This is a genomic window from Prevotella mikamonis (assembly GCF_055381405.1).
The window spans coordinates 880,572-895,015 of the sequence record NZ_AP035785.1 but is presented as its reverse complement, the minus strand read 5'-3'; the positions used below and the strand labels follow the sequence as shown (position 1 = coordinate 895,015).

The 14,444-nt window shown below is 49.1% G+C and carries 13 protein-coding genes; 8 read left to right on the top strand and 5 right to left on the bottom strand.

The window, feature by feature from the left end:
• Positions 1–113: 113 nt before the first annotated feature.
• Positions 114–812: a tRNA1(Val) (adenine(37)-N6)-methyltransferase gene (locus tag ACZ42L_RS03925; RefSeq protein ID WP_464716686.1), complete on the top strand. Its 699-nt coding sequence runs from the start codon at positions 114–116 to the stop codon at positions 810–812.
• 3 nt (positions 813–815) lie between these two features.
• Here ACZ42L_RS03925 and ACZ42L_RS03920 read toward each other — a convergent pair whose 3' ends face one another.
• Complete coding sequence (locus ACZ42L_RS03920; RefSeq protein WP_464700806.1) at positions 816–1,847, bottom strand: diacylglycerol/lipid kinase family protein; 1,032 nt, start codon at positions 1,845–1,847, stop codon at positions 816–818.
• 593 nt (positions 1,848–2,440) lie between these two features.
• Here ACZ42L_RS03920 and ACZ42L_RS03915 point away from each other — a divergent pair.
• The 3 genes from ACZ42L_RS03915 (at position 2,441) to ACZ42L_RS03905 (ending at position 7,294) form a co-directional block, all read left to right on the top strand.
• Positions 2,441–3,259: a DUF4121 family protein gene (locus ACZ42L_RS03915; protein WP_464716685.1), complete on the top strand. Its 819-nt coding sequence runs from the start codon at positions 2,441–2,443 to the stop codon at positions 3,257–3,259.
• A gap of 23 nt (positions 3,260–3,282) precedes the next feature.
• A complete protein-coding gene (locus ACZ42L_RS03910) occupies positions 3,283–4,224 on the top strand; it encodes a hypothetical protein (protein ID WP_464716684.1) in 942 nt (313 codons plus the stop codon).
• A gap of 67 nt (positions 4,225–4,291) precedes the next feature.
• Positions 4,292–7,294: an N-6 DNA methylase gene (locus tag ACZ42L_RS03905; protein ID WP_464716683.1), complete on the top strand. Its 3,003-nt coding sequence runs from the start codon at positions 4,292–4,294 to the stop codon at positions 7,292–7,294.
• A gap of 204 nt (positions 7,295–7,498) precedes the next feature.
• Here ACZ42L_RS03905 and ACZ42L_RS03900 read toward each other — a convergent pair whose 3' ends face one another.
• The 4 genes from ACZ42L_RS03900 to ACZ42L_RS03885 form a co-directional block, all read right to left on the bottom strand.
• On the bottom strand, positions 7,499–8,515 hold the full coding sequence (locus ACZ42L_RS03900; protein ID WP_464716682.1) for a DUF6261 family protein: 1,017 nt from the start codon (positions 8,513–8,515) through the stop codon (positions 7,499–7,501).
• Between the two features lie 410 nt (positions 8,516–8,925).
• Positions 8,926–9,468, bottom strand: a complete 543-nt coding sequence (locus tag ACZ42L_RS03895) for an ORF6N domain-containing protein (RefSeq protein ID WP_464716681.1) — start codon at positions 9,466–9,468, stop codon at positions 8,926–8,928.
• Positions 9,469–9,795: 327 nt separating this feature from the next.
• Positions 9,796–11,310 (bottom strand): hypothetical protein, encoded by a 1,515-nt coding sequence (locus ACZ42L_RS03890; RefSeq protein WP_464716680.1) that lies wholly within the window; start codon positions 11,308–11,310, stop codon positions 9,796–9,798.
• Between the two features lie 56 nt (positions 11,311–11,366).
• Positions 11,367–11,591: a hypothetical protein gene (locus ACZ42L_RS03885; RefSeq protein ID WP_464716679.1), complete on the bottom strand. Its 225-nt coding sequence runs from the start codon at positions 11,589–11,591 to the stop codon at positions 11,367–11,369.
• A gap of 806 nt (positions 11,592–12,397) precedes the next feature.
• Here ACZ42L_RS03885 and ACZ42L_RS03880 point away from each other — a divergent pair.
• Genes ACZ42L_RS03880 through ACZ42L_RS03865 form a run of 4 tightly spaced genes read left to right on the top strand, consistent with a single transcriptional unit; the run spans position 12,398 to position 14,440 of the window.
• Positions 12,398–12,892, top strand: coding sequence for a hypothetical protein (locus tag ACZ42L_RS03880; RefSeq protein WP_464716678.1), 495 nt, complete (start codon positions 12,398–12,400; stop codon positions 12,890–12,892).
• Positions 12,882–13,163, top strand: a complete 282-nt coding sequence (locus tag ACZ42L_RS03875) for a hypothetical protein (protein WP_464716677.1) — start codon at positions 12,882–12,884, stop codon at positions 13,161–13,163. Before ACZ42L_RS03880 ends, ACZ42L_RS03875 begins: the two co-directional genes overlap by 11 nt.
• Before the next feature lie 19 nt (positions 13,164–13,182).
• On the top strand, positions 13,183–13,392 hold the full coding sequence (locus ACZ42L_RS03870) for a hypothetical protein (protein WP_464716676.1): 210 nt from the start codon (positions 13,183–13,185) through the stop codon (positions 13,390–13,392).
• Between the two features lie 19 nt (positions 13,393–13,411).
• Entirely contained in the window at positions 13,412–14,440 is a 1,029-nt protein-coding gene (locus ACZ42L_RS03865; RefSeq protein WP_464716675.1) for an LPD29 domain-containing protein, read from the top strand.
• The last annotated feature ends 4 nt before the right edge of the window (positions 14,441–14,444 follow it).

The following is a 14,444-nucleotide window of genomic DNA, read 5'->3' as shown; positions in this document are numbered from 1 at the left end:
AATGACATACTCTCTGTTGTCTCTATAAAATAAGTAAAGTACGGGCGAATCTATAATAATAGAGCCGGTGCGAGTATGCAATATTTCTTGTAAGTTACCGTTTCATTGGTTGTATGAAACATGAAAGCTTTACTTTTAAGCAATTTGTAGTCAGGCAGGAGCGTTGTGCCATGAAAGTCGGTACTGATGGCGTGCTTTTGGGGGCATGGGGTATCGGTGGAAAACGAATCCTGGATATAGGTACAGGTACTGGATTGATAGCCCTGATGATGGCGCAACGATTTCCGGAGAGCATGGTCGATGGGGTGGAAATTGATACCGAAGCCTATTTACAGGCTTTGGACAATATAGGGGCAAGTCCTTTCAGTACGCAAATCAATTTGTATAATGTGTCGTTACAGAAGTATCAGGCCGAGTGTAAATACGATGCCATCGTTTCCAATCCTCCTTTTTTTATAAATGCTTTAAAAGCGCCTGACAGCTCTCGCAGTATGGCTCGGCATGCTGATACCTTGACTTATGAAGACTTGTTTTACCATGCACGAAGACTATTGGCAGAAGATGGAAAGTTTTCTGTGATTATTCCTGTTGAAAATGTGGGGCAATTTTTGTCAATATCTTCATTATCAGGCTTCTATGTATCGCGGGAAGTCCTCATTAAAACTGTCCAGAGAAAAGCTCCAAAACGTTGTCTCTTAGAATTCGTTTTGCATCAACCAGAGTCGGTTGAGAAGGCTTTGGTAACTCTTGCAGACGAGGGTGGGGAACGCTCGGAATGGTATGAGCATCTAACCAAAGATTTTTATCTTTAGCAGTTAGATGTTGAGCTTGCGCTGCAAGACTTTGCTTAAGGCCTGGGCACGTCGTCCTTGTTTGCTAATGTCGTTGCGTATGATGTTTATTTCATTGAAAAGCTCGGCAGCAGCAGATTGCAGGGCATTTGGTTTTCTTAAATCCCTGTTGGCTTCCGGATTGACAATTATCTTGATACCTTGCTCTTGCAGAGATATTTCTATGTTTTCCCCAGTCATTACAGGGTCGCCATCGTAATGTATAAATCCCGGTTTGCTCCTGTGTATTTGTAATTGCTGGCAGCGGAACGACTTGATTTTAGAATTTTTGTCAAGTGTTTTGTTGAACATGTCAATACTGATTTGTGGAGCCTCCAATACATCGAATGGTTCCATAATCACAATGTCCATCAGTCCGTCGCTCATTGATGCTTGTGGTGCTATGTATGCGTTGTTCCCATATTGCGACGCATTGGCGCAGGATATAAGGAAAGCCTTGTATTTGATGGAACTTCCCTTTACGTTAATTTCGTATGTCTCAGGTTCGTAACTTAGGCCCTCAAGTAGGATGTTCTCTACGTAAGTGATAGGACCGCGTTTTCCCGATTCCGCAAATTTATGGCTGACGAATGCGTCGAACCCCATACCGCAGGTACAGAAGAAAGGGTATCCGTTGATAATGCCATAGTCTAAATCTCGAATCTCACATTTGTTGATGATACCGATGGCTTTCTTTATATTCATCGGTATCATGAGGTGGCGAGCCAGTCCGTTGCCCGAACCACAGGGTATGATGCCTAAGGCTGTTTCGGAGTGAACAATGGAACGCGCTACTTCGTTGACCGTGCCGTCTCCGCCGATGGCCACAACAATCTGCACATTGTTGTTCTTTGCCTCGTTGGCTAATTCTGCTGCATGGCCGGCATGCTCCGTAACTTTGATTTCGTAATCAAAGAGTTCCTTGTCTAGATATCTGTCTATCAGTTCAGGAATACCCGCCTTGTTGGCTGTTCCTGATATAGGATTCATGATGAAGATAATTTTTTTCTTGTCCATTTCCTCTTCTGATAGTGATATTACAAATTGCTTGCAAAATTACTAAAAAACAGTAATATCCGGATTCTCGGCCGTGATAAAATTGCATAAAAGGCATATTTCCGGAAAAAAATAATGATATATAACATCTTTTTCGTATTTTTGATGTAATCAAGTGCCATTATACTGATTACAAGTAGAATAAAAAGAAATCAAACAATAATCGGCAACGGATAAGAAAAATGTTTCTTCCCTGAACTGCCATTATTTCTTAGATTGCCAAACAACTCCTTATCAGTGGCAAAGATAATCATTTTACCCGAAAACACATATAAAATTCCCAGAAATCTTTTCTATGATTCCTTTTGTGCCAAGAACAGATATGGAATAATAAGCGGATAAAGCCTGTTCCTGTCACCGAGTATCCCATAACCACAGGCAAAGTTAGCTCATGCTTTTCCTGACCCTCCAAGGTTTTCTGCAAAAATCATCCTCGCCCATAGGGCTTGCGGTATTTTTCCAGAAAACCTTGTATGGTCAGCGCACGAGCCTTATATGCCTGTAGTTATGGGAACTCCGGCCCCATAAAGCCGGACTAATCAAACAAAAAAAATATGGAACAGACAACAAAAGGAAAGTACACTCTCGAAACGCTCCGTCCGGTCAATCTTTCATTTGACCGTGAGCATTCGCTTATGGAAGAAGATGTGAGCATGGTGAACAGGCTCGTGGAAGTGATTGAACAAAGCCGGTCGGATGTAAGACCACAAATCGGGGACAGGCTGAGACTGACCGATAAATACGGCGACTTTTATCCCAATGCCCTGCTTGAAAAAGAACGGGGAAAGAATCTCTCCGTCTCTATGAACCCATACATACCATTTGTGGGAACAGCCAAGGACAAACCAATCTGGATTGACCTGAGCGGAGGGCCTTTCACGGGAGTGAAACCTGATAACCTGCGATTTGCAGGCAGGTATGAAGGCGCGTTCAAGGCATGGGGACACTGCGGTGCGACGGCAAATGGCTCGGTCTCCTTTACGGCAGAAGTCCCTCTGTGGGAATATTCCGAACCCAATCCTTATTATGGAGACTTCACCACCGAGACATGGCGTAAAATCCATATCCGAAAAAATGTTGAAAATGGCAGCAGGTATTTATACAGCGGTGACGGAATCGCATTCCGGACAGAGGAAGAATATCAGCAATTCCTGCAGGATTATGAAGCAACGGTTTTCCCCGGCAGCTTTCATAATCACTACGTCATCTGGTGCTTCAGGCAAGGACAGAGAATTGTCCCACAAGAAGAATGGGACAGAATGAAAGCTCCCGTTTCCGAGCGCAGCATCAACTGCTACAGGGAGCAGGTAAAAATTGTCAAGAACAGGGAAAAGCACATAACAACCCTGTACCGCATTAGAACCCAACAATAACAACTTTCAAAAATCATATTCAAATGGAAACAATCAACAAGGAAAAGCAGTGTGGTTCCGACCTGCTGACAGACATTCTGAACGTACAGGTACACAACGAGGAAAAGATTACGGAACAGGACAGGAGATATTGCAGGGAGCAACAGGACGAGCTGTACAAGTCTCTCGACCGCATCGACCATTGGTACGGCATCTTCACGGAAGAGGCAGAACAATATAGGGAAAGCCACCGGATCAGTTACAAGGACAACGGTGAAATCCGGTACAGGGACAGTTATCCTTCATACAGAGAAGTTTGCAAGGACTATACGGAACTGGAATTCAAGCCGTTCAAGGTCATCAATGAAATGGTGGACTGCAACTACCGGGCCGTCAGTGCGTTCGCCAACCGTATTGTTTCTTATTTCAACAGAACCTACAACGTTTCCGTTCCGTCTCCCTCAATAGACAAGGATACATTGGAAATGGGCTTCCGCCCCGACTATGCCACTTATGTGGATATGGTCATCGAGCATCTTGGCGGACGGAGTTTCAGGACCACCGCCGAAGAGGAACTCCTCATCCGCTTTCACAGAACCGTACATAAATGCAGGTGGAGTCCCGAAGTTCCCGAGTTGAAAAACTGCAAGATTTCATTTCCCAATATCCTGAGTTTTGACGACTTCTACAGTACGAACTATAATCAGAACCGCCTTCACTACAACTATCGGACCGACCTTGAGACATTCTGCTCGGGAATCCTCTTCGGCTCAGACGACCTACTCTGTGGAAGCAGCGACATGATTCTCAATTTCAACGAGGACAACATAGACGTCTCCTCATGGTATGACCTGACAACCGCCAACGCCGAACAAATCAGATTTTTCAAGAACGGCCGCATTGATATCAGGTTCAAGGACAGGGAGGCGGCGCAGGCTTGCTACGGCCGGCTGAGGCTCGGCGACATCAAGCCGGAGAGTTACTGACATTTTCAGGGCACTCCGCAGGAATCTCCCTGCGGAGTGTCTTCATTTTCACAAGAACACCCAAGATATGTATAAAATAATCCCCCAACGAATACCGCAGGACAAGCGTGCGGAAATCAACGAGAAAATCCTCTTCTGCATAGACAAGGGAAAGAACGACATTCCACAGGAGAGCGTATACAACTGCTATACGGGCATCGGCGGGCTGCACAACCTGCACAAGGCAGACTTTTCCAATTACAGCGAATATGCGGAGGCCAAGAAGGAGTTTGAGATGGGACAGTTCTTCACGCCCCACGAAATCTGCCGTGACATGGTGGAAATGCTTGCTCCCAAACCCTCGGAAATGATCCTTGACATGTGCTGCGGCATGGGCAATTTCTTCAACCACCTGCCCAACCCGCACAACACCTACGGATTCGACATCGACGCCAAGGCCGTCACCGTGGCGCGGTACCTGTATCCTGATGCCCATATCGAGCAGTGCGACATCTCACGCTATCTGCCGGAACAACGCTTCGACGTCATCATCGGCAATCCACCCTTCAACCTGAAAATCGACTTCCGGCTGTCCCAGGAGTTCTATATGGAAAAGGCATACGATGTACTGAACCCGGCGGGACTGCTAATGATGGTCGTGCCGCTCTCGTTCCTTCAAAATGAGTTCTGGGAAAAGACGAGGGTGGGCATCGTCAACGAGCATTTCTCCTTCATCGGACAGACCCGGCTCGAAGCAAATGCCTTTGAGCAGACCGGAGTACAGAACTTCAACACCAAGATCATGGTGTTTCTCCGTCAATCCAGGCACATCGAGATGCAGCCCTACAAGAGCGATGAGTTCCTGACCAAGGAGGAACTCAAGGCGAGGATAGCGGAGGCAAGGGCGATGAAATCCAGCCGGCGCATTGAGCTGATGCGCGAAACGCACTTTATGGACAAGGCCGAGATGGAGCATTTTGAGTATAAGATAGCAAAATATCTCTATGAGCTGAAAGCTCACGAGGCTTTGCGCAGGCATCTGGACAAGGCTGTCGCCCTTGTCGCAAAGTTCCGCAATCAAAAGCCTCCCGAGGGCTGCTCGACAGTCGAATACAAGGAATGGGAAAGACGAAAGCTTACCTCGGCGAAGGTGCTCGGAATCATCCGCCGTTATATCGCCGGGCAGAACACCATACCGCGAAAGGAAGTGGCCCTTGTGAAGACATCCTACGGCTTCAAGCTCAAGCAATATGCTCCCCGGCTGCTTGACAAGGTGGAGCACAGGGCAGTCACTATGAACGACCTCGTGTTGGGAGTCGCGGAATTGCCCGCCATGCCGATTCCGACGGAAAAGCAACAGCGGCAGATGAGAAGCGCGATGAAACTCATAGCACGCAAGAGACGGCAGTTCGACATTCAGAGTCCGGACTTCTCGACCATGCAGCCCGACGTTTCCATCGCACGCTACCTTGACGACGCAACCTTCATCAACAAGGACTATGCCACATGCCGGTTCACGCGGTTGCAGAAGCACGACTTGAACATGGTATTGCAGAAACGCTATGCCCTGCTCAACTGGCAGCAGGGATCCGGCAAGACCGCCGCCGTCTATCACTGGGCAAGATACTTGCTCAAGCAGCGGAAGGTACGAAACGTCTTTATCCTTGCCCCGGCCATCGCCACGAACATGACGTGGATTCCCTTCCTTACGATGAACGGGGAGCAGTTCCGCATGATACACTGCAAGGCAGACTTGGAAACGGTACGGGAGGGCATGTTCCTTGTGGTTTCACTCTCGATGCTCGCCAAACTGAAAAGACCGCTCATGCGGTTCAACAAGAAACATTCCCGAAAAACCTGCCTGGTGTTCGATGAGTCGGACGAGATAACCAATCCGACTTCCCAGCGCACACGCCATGTCCTGTGCATATTCCGGAGACTGCCATATAAGATTCTCTCCACCGGGACCACAACGCGCAACAACATCACCGAGCTTTACTCCCAGTTTGAACTGCTTTACAACAATTCTGCCAATATGATTTGCCATTGCGCCAATATCTACCGGGAGAACAGGGACAAGACGATAGAGGGTTCCGACAACCCATACCGTGGAAAGCCGTTTCCGCCCTACCGCGGGCATGTACTGTTCAAGGCATGCCATTGTCCGGGCAAGGCAACCGTCTTCGGCATAGAGAAGCAGAATCAGGATGTATATAACAAGGATGAACTTTTCGGCTTGATAGCCAAGACCGTCATAACCCGCAAATTCAAGGACTTCGCGGGTGAGAAATACAGGATAAGGACACATTCCGTAACACCTTCCGACGGAGAGCGGGAGGTCTACCACATCATCATCGAGGAGTTCTTCCGCATTTGCGAACTTTACTACAACAGCACGGGCGACAGCAGGAAAGACGCGGGACTGCGGCTGATACGGCAGATAAAGCTGCTTATCAAGGCCTGTTCGCTCCCTCATCTGATAGAAGGCTATTTCGGTGATGACTATCCGGGGAAGACACGCTATATCGCAAGCATGATCAGCCGGATACCCGGAAAGGTAGCCGTCGGCTGCACGTCGCTCGCGGCATTGGACCTGTATGAGAAAAGCATCGGCGAGCGTTTCCCCGACCGCCCGGTATTCATCATCAAGGGAGACGTGTCGTTCAGGAAACGGCAGGCCATAGTAAGTGCCTTCGACAGTTCCGTCAACGGCATACTCATCTGCACCCAGCAGAGCCTGAAAAGCTCGGTAAACATCCCTACCTGCAACGATGTCATCCTTGAATCGCTGCAATGGAACATTCCCAAGATGGAGCAGTTCTACTTCCGCTTCATCCGGCTTGATTCCGAGCAGCTCAAAAACGTTCATTTCGTTACCTATGAGGATTCCGTGGAGCAGAACCTGATGGCCCTTGTACTTACCAAGGAAAGGCTCAACGAGTTCATCAAGACGGGAGAGGTGAAGCAGAAATCGGAGATTTTCGAGGAGTTCGACATAACGATGTCGGTCATCGACAGTCTGCTGGTGCGCAATCAGGACAGCGAGGGCAAGGTACGCATCACATGGGGAAGCCAGCGCATCACGGCTTAGCTTGTTCTGTATCATAAACCGTATTTCGGAAGTGGGAAATACGGTTTATGATATGTTTTTTATATGTATGCAAGCATCTGCAACTATGAAAACAACAACTAAAATAGAAGAACAAGAAACAAATTGCGCAAGCCCTGTTTCCCAACAAACCTTGCGCAGAGAGTTATAAAAATCAAGTTGTAAATCAAGCATCATACTACAAGGTCACTTTATCTTCTCCGTCGCCAGCCCTCCTGGCTCCCCGGGCTGCACCTTAAACACAATCTCCTTGAGTTTACCATCCTTCACCGTGAGCCAAAAGAGGTCATTGGGCTGGTCGGAGAGATAGACCTGATAGGCGCGTGTGGCATCCTTGCCGGCAGCGAGGCCTGTGAACTGCACGATGCCGGGCGTGAAGTGCGAACTCTGCTCATACTCGGCAATCATCGTTTTGAGCCGGGCGAGTTCCTCGGCGTGGGAGGCGGACTGGTCTGATTTTCCTGTCTTCCCCGACCTGCCGCCCTCTCCCTTGGGAGTGAGCCGGGGAGAGGTTTTCATCACCTGCTCCTTGTATCGGGCTATCTGCTGGTTCACGAAACCGATGAATGCGGCATAATCGGCGTCGCCCTCAATCTCGGCATGGGCATTGACGCGGCGCACGAGGGCTTCGTAAGCCTCGTCGGTCTTCAGGCGAGCGGCACGCAAGGCACCCATCACATGGCCGGATTTCTCGGTGTCGCGACTTTGCAGCGACTGGCGCACGGTGTCGTTGGCCTCTTTCATACCCGCCACAAAGGGGGTGAGCGACAGTGTGGCCACCTCGCCGGCCTTGCTGCCCTCAAGGTCTTCGATGAAGTTGGTCATCAGACCCGTCTCGCGGTCGAGTTGCATTCGTGGATCGATTTTATAGTCCACGATGTGCTGCCACAGGCGTTTGGCCACGGCCTGCTGCATGCTGTCGGGAAACGAGAGGAAACTCTTCACGCCGTTGCGGTAGCCGCGATAGAAATTGTCGCGCTGCCGGTCGGCCTCGGCAATGGTGTCGCTCAGCGCGCTTTTCTGCGAGAGTAGCAGGTTGTCGTTCTCCGTCTTCACCGCCTGTTCCAATGCGGTGACGAGCGGTGCGGCCTTAGCCTTTACCTTCTCGTCGTCCTTCGCCTTTGCCGCCACGCTTTCCATGAAATGGTAGTGCGCGCCGTTGTTGATTCGGTATAGGCGGATATTTTCAATCGTTTTGCTCATAGATTTTAAGTTTTAGGAGTTAATATTTATGGAAGAACGCCATGTCAAGCGACAAACCGCCCGATAGGCTCGCTTCAAGGGTTTGCCGGTTTGACAAGGCGTTTTTTCCGATGGTTCGGGCTGTTTGTCGGCCGACAATGTCCGTTTTCCGATTGCTTGAAGGCTTTGTCATCGTGACAAACCTTACTTTCCTCTTGCATGGACACTTTGTCAAACTGACAAGGGTTCATTCTCTTTCGTGAAGCGTCTCTGCCGCTTTTGGCATCGGCAAGCGGCGCATCGTTGTTGCGACAACACGAAGCAGGGAGGGAGAAAACAATTGTCCCACGCTCCAAACAGGATGAAGCGTGGGACGGAAATGTTTTTGCAAATAAGCAGAGGCAGAGGTTTCTGCATTTGCCCGTCTCTACTTATTTTTTGCGTTTGATGGTATGCTTCAACTTCAGTACTGCAAAGTTCAACTCTATTTCGGTTTCTGTATCCGTTGTCTGCATATCGTCCCCGAAAAGGTTGTCCACAATCTCGCTGCTTCGTTGCATCAGCGACTTCTGCTTGAACTCGTCCGGACTCTTCGCCATCTCGGCGATGGTGCGTGAGAGTTCGCGGAGTTTGGCAAAAGCCTCTATGATGCCAAGTGTCGTGGCGACAGCCTTGTCGCCTTTGAGTATTGTGGCAAGCATATACAGCCCTTTTTCCGTAAAGGCCTTAGGGAGTGTGCGGCTTTTGGGGCTGTTTGCAGTCAAAAATTTTGACCGCAAATCAGCCATTTCCTCTCGTTCAACCGTAAGCACATATCCCTTGGGAAACTTCTTCGGGTTATTCTTTACCGCCTGATTGACTTCTTTGGTCTGAACACCGTACAGTTCTGCCACGGCAAAGTCGAGTATGACTTCTTGCCCACGCAGTTGCACGATTTTATCGTTCACTTCTTCGAACCGAATGATATTATTCATAGCCATTGGTAATTTATACTATTCTGCTTCAAAAATTGTGCGAGCGAGGGCAAGGAGTGTTTATTTTCCGTTTGCCAAGCGCCGCCCATTTTTCTGCAAAGATACGATTTAGCGAGTACAAAAGCAAATAAAACTCGTTTTAATTTACTTTGCCGAGCGTGAGAATCTTATCTAAGTATAGCATATAATTCCAAACATCTGTTGCGTTTGTATTTTCCGTCGTGTTGCCTCAATGTGTCAAAGAGCGAATTTTATTTTCTCGCACCTCACAATCGAGGCGCGAGAGAGGCTTGCAGGCCTATTCTGCCATAGGGCATGCCGCCGTGCCTATCGTTCGTCCGGCCATTTATTGATGTAATATTCTATGTCTGCGTTGAGTGAGGCTACATATGCTTTAGAGATTACCAGCATGTACCTATGATCAATGGAGCCTGAGGGGTATGGGTTGTAGCTATTCAAATGATTACCTGTACTTGAGAACAGTTCAATCAATTCTCCGATAGAAGCATAATGGCCGTTCTGTCCTAAGGCATAGATAAAGAAATAGTCGTTGGTGTTTGCCGGTTCGCCCATGATTGGGGCGGGGCCATCGAATCGAACATATTGTCCAAAACCTTTATAGTTATAGATGCTGTAGCTAACTCCATTACATGCGGTTGCAACTAAGGCAGATACAGGCTTGCTGTGGTCGGCAGCGATGACACTCAGTTTCTTTATCCATGCTCCGCCTTGGTAAAGTATACCATTTACAGTGAAAAGTTTGCTGTCGTCCCAATGAATGTCGCCATGCATGGTATACCAACTAATCTCGTTCATGTTGGGATAGTAGTTTGTTGCAGGATTATCTCCAAAAATATAGTCTGTTGGATAACGAAATGCCGGAATGTTCAGATCTGCTTTTACGGATTTGTTCTTGCCGGCCGTGAGGACCACATCGTTGTAGGTCTTGCTGATGGTGATGTCCTTGTTGCAGATATTGTGGAAAGTGTATTCCACGGTGAGCGTGCTGTATGTTCCCGGAGCCAGCACTATGGTGGCGGCATTCGTGGCAGGGGTGAGTGCTTGCGGTATGGCCGCGAAACCCTGATGCGGATCGGCATCCTTCAACTTCAAGGTGATGCTTTGGTTGGCTGGCGTGGGCGTGGGGCGCGAGGAGAGATTGATACCGCTGTCGTCGAAGTCGAACTCCCCGCAGATGGCCTTGTCGGCAGTTACTTTTATTTGAGTGAGAAGGGTGTTAATCTGCTGTGGCGAATTGTAGGGCATAAGAGTGAGGTAGGCGGCCTTGTGGTCGAGGGTGAAGTGGTAGCGGCCGCCTACTTTTGTGGCCACGGCCGTGCCGCAGTCGCCACTCTCGCCGAGATGGCTGGCGTCGTTGGGGGCAGGTTGTATCTGCTCGGCCTTGATGGTCACTTTATCGCCGGAGGTGCTGTTCTTGCCCGTATAGCGCACGGGGTAGGTGGAATTGGTGTAGGTGCCGTCGAACCAGAACTTGGCCTTGTCGGCGCGCTGCACGCCACCCGGAATGGTGCTGGCGGTGAGTTTGTCGGCGATGTCGCTTCTGGCGTCCTGCTTCAAGGCAGGGCTTTCGGCATCGTTCTTCACCCAGAGACGGTCGCCCTCGGTCCAATAGAAATTGAGGCCGGAGCCGTCGTGCGAGGCGGTGGTGCGAGTGGTCGCGGTGTTGTCTTCCACGACGAAGGCGGTGAGGCCATCGGTGGTTGTTTCGGTGCCGCCCTTCTGCTTGTCGTCTTTCTGCGCCATGTCGTCGCTGTTGGCGCACGCGGCCATGAAAAGTGTCAAGGCCGTGGCTGTGAGAATGGAAAATAATCTTGTCTTCATTTTGTTTTCTTTCTTAAAATGTTTTACTTTATTAAATGATGTTTACCTTGGGAGGCTCAATCCTCCCACATGTTGAAGTCCTCTCCTGCCTCATCGTCGAAGAAGAAGCCGCGCTTGGCGTTGAGGTCGTTGCCGTCGTCTTCTACCTTGTTGTGTCCGCCGCTGTTGGGGAACGATGTTTCCATGAGATGGTTGTCGGCCTTGACGCTGATGACTTCTACTTCCGGCCTTACATAAGCCTTTCGTTTCTTACCCTGTTTTGTTGCTTGGTTTTCGTCCATGTCTGTGAAATGTTTAATTGAGAATTTAAGTTGTTTTTCGTTCTTATTTCCCCTTTGCGCGGTTGGCAAAAGGGCATGAAAATGCGGACAAGGGGAACTCGGTGGAGCCCTTTGCCTATCGGGGTTGCGCGGAGAGCCTCGCGCGCGTATGCGAAAATAAATTAAAGAGGAGTTACGCCAGTAGCGCCTATGAGAGAGAGAGAGAGAGAGAGAGAGAGAGAGAGAGAGAGAGAGAGAGAGAGAGAGAGAGAGAGAGTAACAAATTATTTGGAACTGCCAAATAATCCGATGACAAAATTACGGCATTTTGCATATGGCAATTTGCTATATTCGTCACGCAAGAAACCGCAGACAATGACATACGCAAATCCGCAGAAAAACCTCCGTTTCCCTGCGCCGCGCATACACCTTTATTATATAAGGAAAGATGCCGCTGATAGCCGTTGCTCTCTAATCCGTTCACTTATTGAGTGTTATAATCGGGTGCAAAGATAATCATTTTTAACGAGAAGATAAAGTTTTGCAAAGAAATTAACATTCTTAATGGTTTGTCATGCCTATTTCGGAACACAAGCCATATTTCCATTCCACTGGCAAAGTTAGGGCGTACCCTTGCCGGCTGAGCAAGGTCTGCGCCGCAAGCGGTTTTCGTGGAAAATCATCCTCGCCCACAGGGGCTTCGGTATTTTCCCGAAAAACCTTGCACAGCCGAGGATACGCCCATCTTGCCGCCCGTGGAATGGAAGCATGGCTTCCAAAGCCTTCCACATGAATATTTTAATTGTCAATAAATAAAAACAGAAGACATGAATCTGAACAACGCAGAAGTGGCAGTGACCACACAACACCTGATTGATACCGGACAGCCGGAGGAATACCTGCTGACCTTATCCGACTACGGCGACATGGATGAGTTCCTCAGAGCCTGTTCGTTGCTTTTCCCTAAGGAGAAAGCCCCTGAGTACAGATACACGGAATGGGACAATATTCCCGAAGAGCTGATAACACAGGACTGTCTCCTCCCAAACTTCTTCGAATTGAGGGAGGCTCTGGAACAGACGGGTGAAGAGGAACACGAGAATTTCGTAAACTGGTGCAGACGCCATGCGCACAACCTCGCCGCCGACGATCCGTACCAGATGGTGTCCCACTATATGGACATATGCGAAAGCAATCCCGTCGACGACAGCGATGGCGATTCGATTTATCCCGAAGAGTCATTCGGGGATACCGATATGTATGCCGAAAAATATAGGAGAGAAATGATGTGTTCCAGAATGTTTAATGAAAATGATGACTGAAATGGGCAGAAACAGGAAAGCAACCGACAATGTCTCCAGTTACTTCTTCTATATGTGGAACAGATGGAGCCATGAGGAATGCGAGGCCGTGTACGGCAACATGTCGGCCCATATATGGAGCAAATGGTGCGCAGTCTGCAAACCTTCCGCATGGGGAGCGGCAGAACGCTTCTATGCGGAACTGTCGGACGGGAACCGGCAGCTTCTGGTGGAAAGGGCTGTCAGCCTGTACGACGGCAGGCGTGAGAAAGAGGAATGTATAAACATATAAAAACAAGAAATGAGTAATTATGAAAAAGACAATGATTGAACTGATTTGCAAGACTTGCTGCTGCAAGCTGGAAGAAGCAAGCGAATACCTCGAAAGCGAGGTGCAGAACCTGATGGAGCTGCAGGAAGTGAACGACCTAAGATATTCGGACTTTGAACTGGCATGCAGCAATCTTGGTCTGGACAACGACTATATCCCATATTTCATCAACCGACTTGCCTTTGTCTGAGGGCAGTGATAAAAACGCAATGATTATGAAAACGAGTCATTTCACAAATATCGGCAGCCTCGCGGAATTGAAGAGAGCATACCGCCGGCTGGCACTGCAATATCATCCCGACAGGGGAGGCGATATCACGATAATGCAGCAAATCAACCTTGAGTTCGGGAAACTCTATGCAGTCTGGAAGGACAGGCGCGACGTTTCGGAAAAATTGACAGGGTATGAGAACGACTACTCCGACGCATCCGCGCGGGAATATACCGAGTTCGTCTATAACGAATACAGGTGGAGAGGCAGGAACTACAAGGGCCAGCGTGTGCCGGAGATAGCAGACCTTATCCGCACATGGCTCAGGGAAACCTATCCTCGGTACCGCTTCTCCGTTACAAGGGACGGCTACGGCTCCATCAGGATTTTCCTCATGTCCGCGGACTTCGAGCCTTTCGCCAAGGACTCGGGCATCATATACCATGACGTGAACCAGTATCACATTGACTCCGTCCTTACCGACCGTGCCAGGGAGGTGATGTCAAACATCCGTGACTTTGCCATGTCCTACAATTATGACAACAGCGACGTCATGACCGACTATTTCGACACCAATTTCTATCTTTCACTGGGAATCGGGAAATACAACAAGCCGTACAAGGTAGTCCTGCCCAGACTTGATTGCAAGGGGAAGAAAGCCGAAGTGTTCAGGCATCCCGAAGGCAAGGCGCACAAGGCGGTAAGGCAGGCATTGGGAAAGGCGCGTTTCGGCTTTCTGGACAGCCATAAATTCCACGGAGAGCTGATACTCGGAGAAGACACCTACAGCCGTACCGGCGAACGTTTCTTCTGGCCCAAGACCTATTCAAGTGCGAAAACGGCACAAAAGCGGATAGATAAGCTGGAACAGGCAGGCATACGGTGTGAACTGACCGGCTGCGGGGAGGGAGTAATCCGTTTCATCGGCTATACTCCTGTGACTGAACATCAACTGGAAACAGAGCGGCAGGAATATGCCGAGGCATATAAGGCCTGGCAGGAAAAACATCAATTACAAACCGTATAAGAAT